Annotated in this window: 16 protein-coding genes, 1 tRNA gene and 1 pseudogene; 9 read left to right on the forward strand and 9 right to left on the reverse strand. The window is 62.5% G+C overall.

Annotation, left to right across the window (positions count from 1 at the left end; genetic code table 11):
- Positions 1-405 precede the first annotated feature (405 nt).
- Positions 406-1,089 (forward strand): TetR/AcrR family transcriptional regulator, encoded by a 684-nt coding sequence (locus MOV74_RS06130; RefSeq protein WP_246919032.1) that lies wholly within the window; start codon positions 406-408, stop codon positions 1,087-1,089.
- Here the strand turns inward: MOV74_RS06130 and MOV74_RS06135 are convergent.
- The 4 genes from MOV74_RS06135 to MOV74_RS06150 all read right to left on the reverse strand — a co-directional run bounded on the left by MOV74_RS06135 (position 1,072) and on the right by MOV74_RS06150 (position 4,972).
- A complete protein-coding gene (locus MOV74_RS06135; RefSeq protein ID WP_246919033.1) occupies positions 1,072-1,245 on the reverse strand; it encodes a hypothetical protein in 174 nt (57 codons plus the stop codon). The two genes, MOV74_RS06130 and MOV74_RS06135, sit on opposite strands and share 18 nt — an antisense overlap.
- Positions 1,246-1,379: 134 nt before the next feature.
- Positions 1,380-2,336: a hypothetical protein gene (locus MOV74_RS06140; RefSeq protein ID WP_246919034.1), complete on the reverse strand. Its 957-nt coding sequence runs from the start codon at positions 2,334-2,336 to the stop codon at positions 1,380-1,382.
- Positions 2,337-2,798: 462 nt separating this feature from the next.
- The gene (locus MOV74_RS06145; RefSeq protein WP_246919035.1) at positions 2,799-3,614 is read right to left on the reverse strand and encodes an oxidoreductase; all 816 of its coding nucleotides are present in this window, start codon (positions 3,612-3,614) and stop codon (positions 2,799-2,801) included.
- A 464-nt stretch (positions 3,615-4,078) separates the two neighbouring features.
- The gene (locus MOV74_RS06150; protein WP_246919036.1) at positions 4,079-4,972 is read right to left on the reverse strand and encodes an NAD(P)/FAD-dependent oxidoreductase; all 894 of its coding nucleotides are present in this window, start codon (positions 4,970-4,972) and stop codon (positions 4,079-4,081) included.
- 111 nt (positions 4,973-5,083) lie between these two features.
- Here MOV74_RS06150 and MOV74_RS06155 point away from each other — a divergent pair, with 111 nt between their 5' ends.
- Positions 5,084-5,758: a TetR/AcrR family transcriptional regulator gene (locus MOV74_RS06155; RefSeq protein WP_246919037.1), complete on the forward strand. Its 675-nt coding sequence runs from the start codon at positions 5,084-5,086 to the stop codon at positions 5,756-5,758.
- A gap of 307 nt (positions 5,759-6,065) precedes the next feature.
- Here MOV74_RS06155 and MOV74_RS06160 read toward each other — a convergent pair.
- Both MOV74_RS06160 and MOV74_RS06165 read right to left on the reverse strand, forming a co-directional pair.
- Positions 6,066-6,155: transfer RNA gene (locus MOV74_RS06160), tRNA-Ser, on the reverse strand.
- 424 nt (positions 6,156-6,579) lie between these two features.
- Positions 6,580-7,710 (reverse strand): ROK family protein, encoded by a 1,131-nt coding sequence (locus MOV74_RS06165; protein ID WP_246919038.1) that lies wholly within the window; start codon positions 7,708-7,710, stop codon positions 6,580-6,582.
- A gap of 330 nt (positions 7,711-8,040) precedes the next feature.
- Between MOV74_RS06165 and rplU the strand changes: the two genes are divergently transcribed.
- The 3 genes from rplU to MOV74_RS06180 all read left to right on the forward strand — a co-directional run bounded on the left by rplU (position 8,041) and on the right by MOV74_RS06180 (position 9,541).
- On the forward strand, positions 8,041-8,427 hold the full coding sequence (gene rplU / locus MOV74_RS06170; RefSeq protein ID WP_063198396.1) for a 50S ribosomal protein L21: 387 nt from the start codon (positions 8,041-8,043) through the stop codon (positions 8,425-8,427).
- A 102-nt stretch (positions 8,428-8,529) separates the two neighbouring features.
- Entirely contained in the window at positions 8,530-8,799 is a 270-nt protein-coding gene (gene rpmA, locus MOV74_RS06175; RefSeq protein WP_011083253.1) for a 50S ribosomal protein L27, read from the forward strand.
- A gap of 148 nt (positions 8,800-8,947) precedes the next feature.
- The gene (locus MOV74_RS06180; protein WP_246919039.1) at positions 8,948-9,541 is read left to right on the forward strand and encodes a GNAT family N-acetyltransferase; all 594 of its coding nucleotides are present in this window, start codon (positions 8,948-8,950) and stop codon (positions 9,539-9,541) included.
- Between the two features lie 68 nt (positions 9,542-9,609).
- Here MOV74_RS06180 and MOV74_RS06185 read toward each other — a convergent pair whose 3' ends face one another.
- The gene (locus MOV74_RS06185) at positions 9,610-10,524 is read right to left on the reverse strand and encodes a DMT family transporter (RefSeq protein ID WP_246919040.1); all 915 of its coding nucleotides are present in this window, start codon (positions 10,522-10,524) and stop codon (positions 9,610-9,612) included.
- 258 nt (positions 10,525-10,782) lie between these two features.
- On the opposite strand from MOV74_RS06185, the gene MOV74_RS06190 reads away from it, so the two are divergent.
- From MOV74_RS06190 to MOV74_RS06200, 3 genes are all read left to right on the forward strand, one after another.
- Positions 10,783-11,262 (forward strand): MaoC family dehydratase, encoded by a 480-nt coding sequence (locus tag MOV74_RS06190; RefSeq protein ID WP_246919041.1) that lies wholly within the window; start codon positions 10,783-10,785, stop codon positions 11,260-11,262.
- A 102-nt stretch (positions 11,263-11,364) separates the two neighbouring features.
- Positions 11,365-12,405, forward strand: a complete 1,041-nt coding sequence (gene obgE / locus MOV74_RS06195; RefSeq protein WP_246919042.1) for a GTPase ObgE — start codon at positions 11,365-11,367, stop codon at positions 12,403-12,405.
- Positions 12,406-12,503: 98 nt separating this feature from the next.
- Positions 12,504-14,138, forward strand: coding sequence for an alkaline phosphatase family protein (locus MOV74_RS06200; protein ID WP_246919043.1), 1,635 nt, complete (start codon positions 12,504-12,506; stop codon positions 14,136-14,138).
- Positions 14,139-14,270: 132 nt separating this feature from the next.
- Here the strand turns inward: MOV74_RS06200 and MOV74_RS06205 are convergent, their stop codons facing one another.
- A complete protein-coding gene (locus MOV74_RS06205) occupies positions 14,271-14,624 on the reverse strand; it encodes a hypothetical protein (protein ID WP_246919044.1) in 354 nt (117 codons plus the stop codon).
- A gap of 164 nt (positions 14,625-14,788) precedes the next feature.
- On the reverse strand, positions 14,789-15,754 hold the full coding sequence (locus tag MOV74_RS06210) for a Bug family tripartite tricarboxylate transporter substrate binding protein (RefSeq protein WP_246919045.1): 966 nt from the start codon (positions 15,752-15,754) through the stop codon (positions 14,789-14,791).
- 203 nt (positions 15,755-15,957) lie between these two features.
- Here MOV74_RS06210 and MOV74_RS06215 point away from each other — a divergent pair.
- Positions 15,958-16,219, forward strand: a pseudogene (locus MOV74_RS06215) (glutamate 5-kinase); the annotation flags it as partial.

A 16,219-nucleotide genomic window follows, 5' to 3' on the forward strand; every position in this document is an offset into this window, starting at 1 on the left:
GGGCCTCCCCATTCGCCTATAAGCTGTTTTCATTTCCAAATGCTGGCCGATCGGGAAATCTGGAACGCCAACACCACGATCCTGCCGGATGTGGACGGAGACGGCCAATCCCGATTTGCTGTTCGGAAATTATTCCCCCGATGGCCACGAGTGCTCGATTCGGTCGTCGAGTAGCTCAGCCATTTGGCTTTCGCCTCATCCATGGTGATGGGCTCCGTGTTGGGGATGGAGGGGGACGCGTTGGGCTTGGCGGTGGCCTGAGCGCGCGCGAGGCCGATGGTCGAAAGCGCAGCCAACTTCAGCAGGGCTCGTCGTTGCATGGAAGCCACCGTGGGCTTGCACATTTCAGATACTCAATGGTATCGTAATGCAAGTATTAAGATACTGTCAAGTACCGGAATTGCCGTGACCGAAAACAGACAGGGCCGGCGCGGCCGGCCCGCCAACGAGGCGCTTGGCCAAACGATCGTCGACGCCGCGCGCGAACTCTTTGTGGAATTGGGTTTTCAGGCGACGACATTGGACAAGCTCGCCCGGCGGGCGAAGATATCCAAGCTCAGCATCTACAGGCACTTCGAGAACAAGGAGGCGCTGTTCGGCGCGGCCATGACGGTCGGCTGCCATCAGTTGTTTGCACCACAGGCCCTGCTTGAAGGCGTCGACGGTTCGGCCGAAGATCAGCTCATGGCGGTGGGATCATTACTGCTTCGCACGCCGTTGAGATCAGACGTCCGCAGTGTCGAAGCCATGGTCATGGCCGACAAGACGAATCAAAAGTCGTTAAGCAAGCTCCATTACGAAGCCGGCCCCGCCCATGTCATCGCCCAGATCGAGGCCCTGTTGCGCCAGTTGCACGCGAAGGCGGTTCTGAACGTGCCCGATCCTCTCCGGTCCGCCCGCTTGTTTGCCGCGCTTTTCAAAGGATCCGATCTCCTGATGATCGGACGCTTCGATGAGGCGAGAGCAGAGGACGACAACGAAATCGAATCCTATTGCCGGTCGGCCGTCGCCATGTTCATCGCCGCGCACGGTGGCAACGACCGCGCGGGCGGATGTTGGCCTGCCCCAAGGTCAGAAGACAAAATGTGAATCGTGCGTGACCGATGTGGTCAAAACAACCGCGACCGGTTTGAAAATCATTGAGGCGCTCGGCAAGCTCCAGCAGGCGACGCCGTCTGAAGGGTCTGCCTTCTCGGCAATGACCCGAACCCGCTGTGCGAAACGTTGGTAGAATTCCAGCTCCATGACGCCCCCCCGCAACATCACTGCGGCCCAGCGCTGTGATGCCGCGGAAATAGTCCTGGATCGCGGGCGTGTTCAAGGTGCCGCCTGCGAAATCCGTCTCGATCGCGCCGGGCGCGACGAGGGTCTCGTGTCGGTCAGGGAGCGTCGATTGACCGCAGCTGGAAGGTCGGCGTCTGGCCCTTCTTGGAAGGATCCATGAGATAGCCAATCTGGCCTTCCGCTACCCAAAGCTTGTCGCCGACGCGCGCGACGCCTGTTGGTCCAGCGAATTCCTTGATCGTTTCGATTTGGGCCCTGTCCCCGACGATCGTGACCTTAGAAAGCGGACCGGCGCCTTCAACCATCACGAATCCGGTCTTGTCTGCCCTAAGACCGTCCGGAAACTTGATTGGGCGTGACGTCTCAAGCTTCGTGACGGCACCCGCGACTCCCGATTTGGATTCGATGCGGAAGAGTTCGCCGCTTTGGAAGGTGTTGACGTACAAGGCGCCATCCGGTCCGAACGCAATCCCATCAAGCCCCCCCTTCAGCTGATCGTCCTGGACCCAGACGTCCAGCTCGGAATATCCCTTCTTCAAGCGGAGTATCTGTGGCTGCAGAGTATTCGTGACGTAGAGTGCGCCGTCCGGGCCAACCGCGAGATCGTTACAGATCGAGGGTTTCGCGGGCAGTCGGGCGCTGACTTTTCCCTCTCCGGTTGTTAGGTCAAACCCCTTAACGAACGAGCCTTCGATCGTGCTTGGACCTTTGACGCCGAGCGGGGTGGCATCGTTCGAACATACCCAAAGAAGCCCTGACTTCTCGTCGGCGAGAACGCCGAACGTCGATCGCGTATCGAATGTCCCCGGCTTGATCCAGGCTTCGGCCTCGGAGGCGCCCGGCTTTACGCGCGCGATTCCGCCGTTCGTCAAGCTGCTGGCAAAGAGCGTTCCATCCGTTGTCGCTGCCAGACTTTCCGGGAACGGCGATCCTGATAGGATCACGGTCTGCGATCGGGCCTCACTCGCAACCGAGGCCGCGACTATGCCTACCACCGCTGCGATGACCAGGCGGGACAGGTCTTGAAATAGGTCTGATTTGTTAGCGCGCATGCGTTCCTCCAAGCTGATTATATGGTCGACGTCACTTCTGAGGGATGTTGAGCCACTCAATCAAAGATTGTCATCTTGCGAGGGGGAAGACGGTGGTGCTCGGGCAAGCACCGCAAGTGGGCGATGGAGCTCAACTCATGAAGCGAAATTGACGCTCCTGTTTAGAGGCAATTCGCGTACCCGCTTCCCGGTGAGAGCAAAGATCGCATTGGCGAGAGCGGGCGCCACCGGCGGGACCGGCGGTTCACCAACTCCCCGCACTCCACCCCCCGCAGCACCCCAAAGGAGCGGCATTTCCGGTTCGACATCCAGATCGTAGCGCTTACTGTTGACGGTCAACTGCATTGCGAAGCTTCTCCGCTTCCCCGACGGGCCAATTCCGGACAAAGACTGCGCTGACCAATCCCGGCCCAAGAACATCCTTTGCCCAACCGACGCTCGCGCCGCCGTCGCATGGATGCCTCAGACCGGCAGCTCGTTCTGCTTCCGCAGGCTTTTGTCGAAAGCCGACGCGGGGACGAAACGGCGCAGCAAACTGACCTGTTTCGCCATTTTTCCCGCTGCATAGCGCCTTCTCGGAACGGCAGCGGTCGCCGCCTTCAAGATCGTCTCGGCTACGACTTCGGGAGCATCTCCTGCTGCTATCGCTTTTCGCATGGTCGCATTCATGCCGGCTCGCGCGGAGTCATAGATGTCGAGCAACTGATCCGGCTTGACGAGATTTTCTTCAAACGACGTGCGCGTATAGGCGGGCTCGACCAACACAACGCGAATTCCAAATGTCCGTAGCTCGTGGTCGAGCGATTCGGAGTAGCCTTCGACGGCGTGCTTAGTCGATGCATAGAGTGCGGTATAGGGAGCCGGGATCAGGCCGAGCACCGAACTCACATTGACGATTCTGCCGCTGCTTTGGCGTCGCATTGCCGGCAAGACCGCGTTGGTCATGCGGAGAACGCCGAAGACGTTGACATTGAACAGCGCCTGAGCCTGTGCAGTCGAAGACTCTTCCGCGCCACCGAGCAAGCCGATGCCGGCATTATTGACAAGCAGGTCGATACGCCCGGCCTTACCCAGCACTTCATCGACAAGTTTCGCGACGGACACATCATCGGTCACGTCGCAGGTCAGCATGGTAATGCCGTCGGCTCTTCCGGAGGCGGCGCGACGGCTGGTGCCGACCACGCGATATCCCGCGTTCTGCAGGGCTTTGGCTGTTGCGTGCCCTATGCCGGAGGATGCGCCTGTCACCAGGGCGACGCCAGAATTGGTCTTGTTCATGGAAATCACTTCCGTTTTTGTGTTGAATGGGTATTCACCCTATCCCGATGGGGTTTCCGCTGGACCAGGCGATGCTTGGGTGCCTCGGCACGGCGTTAGGGTTTCTCGGCAAGCCACGCGACGAAGTCGCGTGCCTGGTCGGCCCAAAGAGCCGGACGTGTCATCGATAGGTGGCCGGCCGATGGCGTTCGCCTCTTTGGGCGGGGCCTCGTAAGATTGTGCGGCCTGCGCCCCGGCACTCGAAGCCTGCGCTATCGACAAAGCGGCGGCAGCCGCCGCGGAAAGCGCGATCCTCAACAAGGTCGTCATCTCTGGACTTCGTTTCACGGGTACTTCTCCTGCATCAGGCAACGGCCTATCCGGCGTTTCCCATCGGAAGGCTTTCCGTCCAGCGCCGGAATAGGGCGCGCCGGACTTCGAAGGACAACCGTGCCCGCGGCAACCGGAGAAGAGAATCTGTGCTCTCAAACCACCATCGACTGCTGGGCGAAGATACCCGCCATCGCGCCCTGCGATGATGACTGGGTGACCGAGGGCAAGAAGGTCGTGGTGAGGTCGCCGGCGGCGTAGATGCCGGGCATGCTGGTTTGGCGGCGCTCGTCGACCTTGAGGGCGATGCCCGAGGGCGTATCCACCTTGGCGAGACCCAGTGATTCGTGCAGGCTTGCGGACGGCTTGTTGCGCGGATGGGCGAACAGGATGTCGACCGCGACATTGCGGCCGGTATCGATATTGACGGTGGAGATATGGCCCTTGTGATGGGCGATCTCGACGATCCGGCCATCGACGACAGGTACGTTGCGGCGCGCCAGATCGGCCCGGATATCAGGCGGAATGTCGTGACCATCGGCGAAGAGCGTCAACTTGTCGGTCCAATCGTGGAACAGCCTGACCTGATTGTGCGACTGGGGGCCCGACCAGACGAGGCCCCAATGCCGGCCGGCGACTTCAAAGCCGTCGCAATACGGGCAGGGCACGATGGACGTGCCCCAGCTTTCGGCGTAGCCCGGAACGTCAGGCATCTGGTCGACGATGCCATAGCTCAGGATCACACGACGCGCCCGAAGGCTTTCGCCATCGGACGTGAGAACCTTGAAATCGTCGAGGGCGCCCGAGACGCCGTCGGCCCGGGCACTGACCAGCTTGATCGCGGGATAACGCGCCAGCTGCCGTCGCGCCTCGGCCAGGATGTCCAGCGGCGGCTTGTGATCGTGGCCGAGCAGTCCATGCGAGTGGCCGGCGAAGCGGTTGCGCGGCAGGCCGGTGTCGAGAACGGTAACCTTGCGGCGGGCACGGCCGAGCTGCAGGGCACCGGCGAGACCGGCAAAGCTGCCGCCGATGATGATAACGTCATCCATGGTGATGGGCTCCGTTGGAGGACAGGTTGCAACCTACCTGGCCTGCACATTTTAGATACTATATGGTATCGTAATGCAAGAGTTAGAATACTGTCAAGTACTGGAATTGTGGTGACCGAAAACAGACAGGGCCGGCGCGGCCGGCCCGCCAACGAGGCGCTTGGCCAAACGATCGTCGACGCCGCGCGCGAACTCTTTGTGGAGTTGGGCTTTCAGGCGACGACATTGGACAAGGTCGCCCAGCGGGCGAAGATATCCAAGCTCAGCATCTACAGGCACTTCGAGAACAAGGAGGCGCTGTTCGGCGCGGCCATGGCGGCCGGCTGCCAACAGTTGTTTGCACCACAGACCCTTCTTGAAGGCGACGACGGTTCGGTCGAAGATCAGCTCATGGCGGTGGGATCATTGCTGCTTCGCACGCTGTTGAGACCAGACGTCCGCAGTGTCGAAGCCATGGTCATGGCCGACAAGACGAGTCAAAACGCGCTGAGCAAGCTCCATTACGAAGCCGGCCCCGCCCATGTCATCGCCCAGATCGAGGCCCTGTTGCGCCAGTTGCACGCGAAGGCGGTTCTGAACGTGCCCGATCCTCTCTGGTCCGCCCGCTTGTTTGCCGCGCTTTTCAAAGGATCCGATCTCCTGATGATCGCACGCTTCGATGAGGCGAGAGCAGAGGACGACAACGAAATCGAATCCTATTGCCGGTCGGCCGTCGCCATGTTCATCGCCGCGCATGGTGGCAACGACCACGTGGGCGGTAATCGGGGTCGGCGGCGGGCCAGATAGCGATGTCTTGTTCAAAGGTCTTGAGGCCAATCCGAAAAGGTAGCTCGCGGGCCCGCGGCCCAGGCCTTGGACAGCACCGCGAAGAACTCGGCGGGCGACGATTGAACGATGAGTCTTTGCAGCGCCCGAAGAGCGCCGTCGGCGCTGCGGCTACCGAAGGACCGGTCAAGACCGTTCGGCAGCATTGCACCGAACCGCCACGGCAGAATCCGGACTACCTTAGGGGCTACACCCTGGGGCTACGCCGGAGGCCTCCGGCCTGCAGTAAGACCTGAATTTACGAGGCTTTCTTGAAGCCGTTTTATGATGGCGGAGAGGGAGGGATTCGAACCCCCGATAGGCTTGCACCTATGCCGCATTTCGAGTGCGGTGCATTCAACCACTCTGCCACCTCTCCTGAAGGCGCCAAGGCTAGGAGCTGCGGCCCCTGTGGTTGGGCGCGTTAATAGGCGAGGATGGCGGGCCAGACAAGGCGCGGGAGACGAAAATCAGCTCCGTTTTCCGGCCGGACCCCACGATGTCGCGGTGGTGGCGGGGCCGATTGCGGATTTCGGCGGGCAGTTTGAGCCAATTCGGCCCGGCCCGTTCGCTTCTGGCGCGGCGCGCGGGCTGAGGCCGTGCACGGATTGGCGAATCACGGGTCTGGGGGAGGAACGAGGGGGTGGGACCGCCAGACGCGGTAAACACTGGCGGTCCCGTGCCGCTCATTGAAACTCTGGCCAGGAAGGGCGGCTTCGCAGGCCAGGCGAGGCGACGATTCGACCCTAGCGCGCGGGCGGCGTCCCGCAACGCAATCCGGTCCTTAACCTAACCAGTCAAGGTTACTCCTTGTCATTCTTGCTCTTTTTCTTCCCGTTCTCCGTGGAATCACGGTCCTTGCCGTTGCCGTTCTCCTTGCGGCGGTTGGTGAAGCGCGCATTGCCGAGGCCGGTGCCGATGGTGAGCACGCCCCAGCGATCGACGTCCTGCATGAACGGCACCTCGGAGAGGCCCTGAACCACGCCGTCATTGTGCATCAGGATCGCGGTGTCGTGCTCGCCGATCTCGGGGATGCCCTCGATCAGGCTCGCCGGCAGGTTGAACTTGCTGCTCTCCCAATTGCCCGGCAGGTTCTGCGCGCCCTTCTCGATCGAGCCGTCGGCATTGATCACGCCGGGACAGGCGATGCCGATGAAGGGTGCGAGCTTGTAGCCCTCTCTCTCGGCCTCCGTGATCAGCCCCTTCAGCATCTTGGTGAGCCGCTTCACCGCGCCTTCGCGCGTCGGCTCGTCGTCGGCATGACGCCACAGCTCGGATTTCACGACCTTCGCCTTCGACAGGTCCTTTGCCTTTTTCCAAGCGGTTTCCACGAGGCCACAGCGGATATTGGTGCCGCCGATGTCGACGGCGAGGATGCTGTCATGGGCCTCGAAGATCCAGGACGGCGCCAGATGCAGCGCGCCGATCAGGCCGGCTTCATCAGGGTGATGACGGATCGGCATCATGTCGATTTTGAAGTCCTCGGATTTGAGGATGATCTCGGTGCGCGCGATCGCGAGCTCGCCGAGCCGGGAATCGCGGAAACCGCCGCCGACCACGATGCGCTCGGTCTTGGCCCAGGCCTTGGTCTTGAGGAAGCGCCGGGTGACGTAGGCGAGCTCCTGGGCGAAATCCTCGATGGCGCTGTGCACCAGTGCGGAGGCCTCGGTGTCGTCGCCGACCAGGATCGCATCCAGCGTCTTCTTGCTGATCTCGTCCGACGGCTCCTTGCCGAACGGGTCCTCCCCGGTCTTGCGCAGCGGCTTGCGCCAGCGGTCGAGGATGTCGCGGAACGCGCCCTTGCTGGCGCGATCGCCGAGGAAGCCGTCCTCGTCCTTCATCTCGATGTTGAAACTGTCGATCTCCACCGACGGCAGCCGCTCCGCGCCGTGATGGGCGATGCCCGTCGTCTTGACCAGTTCGTCTGTTGCCATGGGAGCCCTTGCCCGCTTACCTGTTCCGGCCGGGACAACGGCGAGGGAACCGGTTTGTTGCAAGGCCGGTCGAGATTCGGCTGAAGGCCGCAAGCCGGGCCAAATCCTTCAAATCCGGGCGCTTTTCGCCGGCTTTTCCTTGACTCTTCGCCCCTTGCGGCTATAAGTCCCGCAACCGGCGCGGGGCGTTTCTCGCGCCGCTTGTTTTTGCGTGGGTTTTCAATGGGATAATTCCCGCCCGCACAAAACTCGCATAAACCCATAGCGACTGGCAAAAAGCCGGCCCCGACAATCCGTCGCGAGGCCGGGATTGAACACGGAGAAAAAACGATGTTCGCAGTCATCAAAACCGGCGGCAAGCAATACCGCGTCGAGCCGGATGATGTTCTCGAAGTTGGCAAGATCGAAGGCGAAGTCGGCTCGATCATGCAATTGAATGAAGTGCTGGTGGTCGGCGGCGACACGCCGGTGCTGGGCATTCCGACGGTCGCAGGCGCGTCCGTTGCGGTCGAGGTGCTCGACCACAAGCGCGGCCCCAAGGTCATCGCGTTCAAGAAGCGCCGCCGCAAGAATTCGCGCCGCAAGCGCGGCTATCGCGACGAGATCACGGTTCTGCGCATCAGCGAGATCCTGACCGACGGCGCCAAGCCCACCAAGGGCCCGCGTCCGAAGCGGGAGAAGGTGGCGAAGGAGCCGGCAGCGGAAGCCGCCGAATAAATAAAGTTGATCACGCCAATTCACGAATTGATGCGTGAGAAATTTTGAAATGATTCCGTCAAGGAATTGATCTAGAAATACGCAGGATTTCGGAGACGGGCCATGGCTCACAAAAAAGCAGGCGGTTCATCGCGTAACGGACGCGATTCCAAGGGTAAGCGCCTCGGCATCAAGGCGTTCGGCGGGGAAGTTGTGATTCCCGGCAACATCATTGCGCGTCAGCGCGGCACCACCTGGCACCCCGGCCTTAATGTCGGCATGGGCACGGACCACACTCTGTTCGCCAAGATCGAGGGTCGCGTCACGTTCCAGGCCAAAGCCAACGGCCGCACTTTCGTATCGGTACTCCCGATCGCAGAGGCGGCTGAATAGACGGTGGATCAAATTGGAATCCGCCGGTCCCACTGAACCGGCGGAGTCCAGATCATAGAGATCGAAGGCTCCAGGGGAGGCGGGAAACCGGCCTCCCCTTTTCTTTTGACTTGCTCACTTTGACTTAGTGACTTTCACGGAGCCGGACATGTTGCAGGATTTCTCGAGCGTGACCTTGCAGGAGGCGAGACCTGGCGTCGTCGCCACCGAGCGGCTGACCTTGCGGCGTCCGACCCTTGCCGACGTCAGGACCATCGCCCGGCTCGCCAACGACCGCCGCATCGCGGAAAACACCCGCCGCCTCCCGCATCCCTATTCGCAGGACGACGCCGTCGAATTCGTCCGCGCCACCGCCGCGCTCGGCAGCGAGACCGTATTCCTGATCGAGCACGACACCGGACCGGTCGGCATGGTCGGCATCGACTGCTCAAAGCCCGGCGATGCCGAGCTCGGCTATTGGCTCGGCGTCGAGCATTGGGGCCAGGGCTTTGCCACCGAGGCCGCGCGCGGCGCGATCGACTTCTTCTTCGAGGAGTTCGAGGACGAGCATCTCTATGCCGGCGCGCGCGTCACCAACCCGGCCTCGCGCAAGGTGCTGGAGAAGTGCGGCTTCCAGTGGAGCGGCGTCCAGCTGCACCGCTTCCTCGCGCTGGGCTCCTCGACGCCGGTCGACTGCTTCCGTTTGTCGCGCGGGGTGTGGGCCTCGCTGAAGAGCTGGAGCAGCGCGAGACGGATGAGGTAGGGCGCGAGCCACATTCACAGCCGTCGTCCCGGGGCGCGACCAAGTCGCGAGCCCGGGACGAGACGTGGCTACGCCGGTGGATTCACCTGCTCGCTCTCGCGCCCGAGATCGCGCTCGCGCAAGTAAATGTAGAAGCCGGCGCCGATGATGATGGCGGCGCCGATCAGCGTCGCCATGGACGGCACGTCGCCGAACACCACGAAGCCGAAGATCACGGCCCAGACGATCATCGAATATTGGTAGGGCACCACGACGCTCGCCGGCGCGAGTTTCAGGGACCGGTTGACGCAGAACAACGCGGTCACCGAAACCAGCCCGGCGGTAGCGAAGATCACGAGGCTGCCCGAGGTCGGCGGCACCCAGTGGAACGCCGACAGCACCGCTCCCAGCGAAAACGTGCCGACAAATTGCGAGGACGCCATCACGATGTCGGGCGTCTTGCGCAGGCTGCGTGTGATCAACATCAACGTCGCGAATGACAGGCTGCCGCCGAGCGCGATCAGGGCCGGCAGGCTGACGGTCTGCGCCGATGGCCGCAGCGCGATCAGGACGCCGCAGAAGCCGATCAGGATCGCGGTCCAGCGCCGCCAGCCGACCTTCTCGCCCAAGAAGATCGCCGACATCGCGGTGACGAAGATCGGCCCGGCCAGATAATAAGTGATGACGTCGGCGAGCGGCAGGTAAACGGTCGCAAGGAAGAAGGCGGCGACTTCCAGCGTCGAGAGCACGACGCGGAACAGCTGCAGGCGCGGCCGCTCCAGATGCAGGAACTGGTGACGCTGCTTCCAGATCAGCGGGGACAGCAGCAGCAGCGCCGCGCAGGCGCGCAGGAACAGCAGCTGCCCCACCGAATAAGTCCCGACCAGGAACTTGCCCATGGCGTCGCCGAACGAGAACATGAAGATCGACAGCACCATCAGTCCGATGCCGGCCAGGCGCGCGGAGCGATCGTCATAGGCGGAGAGAGATTTGAAGAAGGGCATGATCGGGCTGTGAGGGGTCGTCATTGCGAGCGAAGCGAAGCAATCCAGACTGTCTTTCGCTTCGGCAGTCTGGATTGCTTCGTCGCTTCGCTCCTCGCAATGACGGGGAGAGAGCGGCGGAAACCGGCGAATAGAGTCGCTTGCGGTCGTTTTAATGACGTGGACGCGCTGGACAAGCCCGCAACGTCGAATTGAACGGATTGTCGCACTCTTCGCGCCGCGGTAGCGATAAGCCGGCCACGAGCAGAGAGCTTTGACATGACCGATTTCGATCCGACGCAGCATCGCATGATCCCCACGCAACGCTGGTTTGAGGATTTCGTCGTCGGCGAACGCTTCGTGCTGCCGAGCCGGACCCAGACGTCGGCGATCTTCGCGGCGTTCCAGACCGCGAGCGGCGATACCCATCCCGTGCACTACGATTTGGAATATTGCCGCAGCCGCGGCATGCCGCACCTGCTCGCCCACGGCTTCCAGACCCTGATCCACACCGCGCCCGGCGCCGGCCTGTTTCCGTTCATGGTCGAGGAGTCCCTGGTCGGCTTCCTCGAGCAATCGAGCCGGTTTCTCAAACCCGTATATGCCGACGACACCCTCTATCCCGCGCTGGAGGTCACCGAGCTGGTGCCGGGCCGTACGACCGGTGTGGTGACGCTGGGGAGTACCGTGTTCAACCAGCGCAAGGAGCTGGTGCTGGAGGGCACGCAGAAATTCCTGATCCGGCGGCGGCCCCTCTGAAGTCGTCCTGGGGTTAAGCAAGGGCCGAAATCGCAAGAAATTCGGCCGATTTGCGGGTCAATCCGGGTTGCCGCACGGGACCGGCTGGCCTACCTATGGCCCATGAAATTCCTCGACGAAGCAAAGGTCTATATCCGCTCCGGTGACGGCGGGAACGGCTGCGTGGCGTTCCGCCGCGAGAAGTTCATCGAATTCGGCGGTCCCTCCGGCGGCAATGGCGGCCGCGGCGGCAATGTCATCATCGAGGTCGCCGACGGCCTCAACACGCTGATCGACTACCGCTACCAGCAGCACTTCAAGGCCCAGAAGGGCGAGAACGGCTCAGGCTCGGACCGCCACGGCGCCAACGGCAAGAACATCGTGCTGAAGGTTCCTGTCGGAACGCAGATCTTCGACGAGGACCGCGAGACGCTGATCCACGACTTCACCAATGTCGGCGAAAAGTTCGTGCTGGCCGAGGGCGGCAACGGCGGCTTCGGCAACGCGCATTTCAAAACCTCGACCAACCGCGCGCCGCGCAACGCCAACCCCGGCCAGGTGGGCGAAGAGCGCTGGATCTGGCTGCGGCTGAAACTCATTGCCGATGCCGGTCTCGTCGGCATGCCCAATGCCGGCAAGTCGACCTTCCTGTCCAAGGTCAGCGCGGCACGGCCGAAGATCGCCGACTATCCCTTCACCACGCTGCATCCGCAGCTCGGCGTCGTCAACGCCGACGGCCGCGAGTTCGTGCTCGCCGACATTCCCGGCCTGATCGAGGGCGCGCATGAAGGCACCGGTCTCGGCGATCGCTTCCTCGGCCATGTCGAGCGCTGCCGCGTGCTGCTGCATCTGATCGACGCAACCTGCGAGCATGCCGGCAAGGCCTACAAGACGGTGCGCAAGGAGCTCGATGCCTATGGCGGGCTCTTGACCGACAAGATCGAGATCGTCGCGCTGAACAAGATCGACGCGGTCGAGCCGGACGAATTGAAGAAGCAGAAGGACCGGCTGAAGCGTGCGGCCAAGAAGACGCCGCTGCTGCTGTCCGGCATCACCGGCGATGGCGTCAAGGAAGCGCTGCGCGCGCTCGTCGAGGTGATCGGCGAGGCCCCGGTGTCGGCGAAGGCGAAGAGCGCGGCCGAAGCGGAGCCGTGGTCGGCCTGAAGTAAGCATCGCTCTCTCCAAACCTCTCCCTTCGGGAGAGGTTTTCTTCGCGCCATCGATAGCGCAATATCAGGCGAACGAAGTAAGGAGCGAGACGCATGGCGCGCGCGAAGAACGTTCTCTGGATCATGTGCGACCAGCTTCGCTATGATTATCTCGGCTGCACCGGCCATCCCACCCTGAAGACGCCGAACATCGACGCCATGGCCAAGCGCGGCGTGCTCTTCACCAAGGCGTACGTACAATCGCCGATCTGCGGGCCGTCGCGGATGTCGTTCTACACGGGACGCTACATGCGCTCGCACGGCTCGCACTGGAACGGCTGGCCGCTGCGCGTCGGCGAACCCACGCTCGGCGATCACCTCAAGAAGATCGGCGTGCGCAACGTGCTGGTCGGCAAGACCCACATGGCGCCCGATCTCGAAGGCATGAAGGCGCTCGGCATTCCCCCGGAATCGATGATCGGCGTGCATGTCGCCGAATGCGGTTTCGAACCCTATGAGCGCGACGACGGCCTGCACCCGACCGGCCGGCCCCGGCCGAAATACGACGACTATCTGCGCAGCCAGGGCTTTGAAGCCACCAACCCCTGGGAGCACTGGGCCAATTCCGGCGCGGCGGAAGACGGCTCGTTACAGAACGGCTGGCTGCTGGTGCACGCCGACAAGGCCGCGCGCGTGCCGGACGAGCATTCCGAGACGCCCTACATGACGCGGCGCGCGATGGACTTCATCAGCGAGGCCGAGACCGACGGCAAGCCGTGGTGCCTGCACCTGTCCTACATCAAGCCGCACTGGCCCTATATCGCGCCGGAGCCCTACGCCAGCATGTATTCGACCGACGACATGATCCCGGTGATCCGCTCCGAGCGCGAGCGGCAAAATCCGCATCCGGTGTTCGGCGCCTATATGGACATGCGCTACTCCCGCAACATGGCGCGCGACGACGCGCGCGAGAAGGTGATCCCGACCTATATGGGCCTGATCACCCAGATCGACGACCAGATGGGCGTGCTGATGAAATTCCTGGAGGAACGCGGCCTGCTGGAGACCACCATGATCGTGTTCACGTCCGATCACGGCGACTATCTCGGCGATCACTGGATGGGCGAGAAGGATTTGTTTCACGAACAATCGGCGAAGATTCCGCTGATCATCATCGATCCCTCCAGGGAAGCCGACGCGACGCGCGGCACGCGCAGCGACGCACTGGTCGAGGCGATCGATCTGGCACCGACCTTCGTCGACTATTTCGGCGGCAAGGTGCCGGGCCACATTCTCGAAGGACGTTCGCTGCTGCCGCTGCTGCGCGGGCCGACGCCGGGCGATTGGCGCAAGGTGGCGTTCTCCGAATACGACTATGCCATGCAGGACGTGCGGCTGAAGCTGAACCAGCCGATCGAGCGCTGCCGCCTGTTCATGGTGTTCGACGGTCGCTGGAAATACGTCCACGCCTCCGGCTTCCGCCCGATGCTGTACGACCTCGAAACCGATCCGGAAGAATTTCTGGATCGCGGCGATGATCCTGAATGCGCCGGCATCATCGCGAGACTGCAGGCGGAGCTGTTCGATTGGGCGCTGCACCCCAACGACCACATCACCACGTCCCGCGAGAAGATCGCCGCCTATGCCGACAACCAGCTTCAGGTGAAGGGTGGGATTTTGATCGGTGTCTGGGACGAGAAAGAGCTGGCGTCGATCAAGGACGGCATCGCGCAGCGCGGAAAGCTGTAATCCTCATGGTGAGGAGGCGCGACAGCGCCGTCGCGAACCATGCAGGCCGAGCTGCGGCAGGCGGGCCTTTCATCCTTCGAGACGCGCGCAAGAGCGCGCTCCCCAGGATGAGGGGATAGCGCGCGCGGCTAGCTAGCGATCAACCACGCGTCCTTCAAATTCAGGCTTACCTGCCACCAGAAAGAGCCGATACCACTCAATGTCCCTTCGCGCGGCAATTTCGGCATCCGAGATTTTCGCGGTTTCGCCAAGGCTCAACTGATCGATCCCGAGATTTTGCGCCGCCGCGTAGACTGCATAATCGCCGCACTCGAATTCTGCGGAGAATGTTGGATCATGATCGATCACCGACATGACGTGGATCCGCCCGCTTCCTGAATGGAAATGCACGCACGTTATTCGCTGCCATTCTTCCGATGAAGGTGGCAGATCGCTCGACACGAGATCAACCCAATGGTCGTTGAGATCAGCTTCGGTGCCAATCATCCGAAACGCCGGCACGCCGGCAAAACCTTGCTTTGTTTTCTCCGCGTCCCAGTTCTCTTCGCTCCCAAGGGCCTGAACGGATCGTCACACACGACGATCTGATAATTGCCTGCAAACATGCGCGCCGCACCGAGTAACCGCTGTGTCATTGCCGCAAACCAGATTCAATTCTCGATCTTGTATCCCGTCGCCTTCACGATCGGCTGCCATAACGCGATGTTGGCCGCGAGCTCCTTGGTCAATCCCTCCGGGGTCGAGCCGACCGGAATGAGCCCGATCGCGGTGAGCTTCTCCTTGACCTCTGGCCTGGCGAGCGCGGCGCTTGCGGCCGCACCGAGTTTGGCGGCGAATTCCGGCGGGCTGCCGGCGGGAAGCCACATGCCGTACCAGGCGTCGGCGACGAGATCGATCCCGCTCTCCTTCAGCGTCGGGACCTCAGGCGCGAACGGCGAACGTTCTGGACTGCTGACTGCGATGATCTTCACGCCCTTGGCGCGGTGCTGCGGCAGCGCATCGGCCAATGTCACGATGCCGAACGACAGATGGCCGCCGATGAGATCGTTCAGGATGGGCGCGCTGCCGCGATAGGGCACACGGGTCAAGGGAATGCCGAGGTCCTTCTCCAGCTTCGAGCCGGCAAAATGCGGAATGGTGCCGTTGCTTGGCACCCCGAACGAGGTCTTGTCCGGATGCGCCTTCAGCCATGCCACGAACGCCTTGAAATCGGTGGCATCGATCGCCGGACCGATCACGAGCGCGAATTCAAACCGCGCCAGCAGCGACACCGGCATAAAGTCCCTGGCCGTGTCGAAGCTCGGTGTCGTCTCCACCATCGGCAGCAGGTACATGGTCGGCCCCGTCGTCACCAGCACCATGCTGCCGTCTGCGCTTGCGCCCTTCACCGCCTTGATGCCGATCAGGCCGTCGCCGCCGGTGCGGTTCTCGACCACGATGGTCCGCTGCAGCGCCGGCGCCATCTCCTGCGCGATCAGCCGGCACAGCGTGTCGCCGCCCGCCCCCGCCGCGAACGGGAAGATCATCTTGCTCAGTCCCGCCTGCGCTTGCGCTTCGCTCGCCTGCGAGAGCAGCGACAGCCCCAGGCATCCGGCCATGAATTTGCGGCGATCCATTCGTTTCCTCCTTCGGCCCGTTATCGTTGGCCTCAATTAGAGCCAGGCGAACGCCCGACACAAGGCCGAGATGCGCCGTTTACCATGCCGGCTGCCTTGCGCCGGCCATCGTCCTGCTGCAAAAGCAGGCCTCACCGGCGCTGCTCGTCGCTGCGCCGCTTCCGATGCAGAGCAATCCGTCCGACGCGCCAGCACTTACACACATGGCCAGCCCCGAACTCAGTCAATTCCGCCGCATCGTCGTCAAGGTCGGCTCCGCGCTGCTGGTCGATTCTGGCAAGGGCGAGGTGCGGGCGTCCTGGCTCGCCGCGCTCGCCGACGACATGGCCAAACTGCACCGCGAGGGCCGCGACGTGCTGGTCGTCTCCTCAGGTTCGATCGCGCTCGGCCGCAGCCGCCTCAAATTGCCGCGCGGTCCGCTGAAGCTGGAGGAGAGCCAGGCCGCCGCCGCCGTCGGCCAGATCG

This window comes from Bradyrhizobium sp. SHOUNA76 (genome assembly GCF_023006445.1).
In the GTDB taxonomy this organism is placed as follows: domain Bacteria; phylum Pseudomonadota; class Alphaproteobacteria; order Rhizobiales; family Xanthobacteraceae; genus Bradyrhizobium.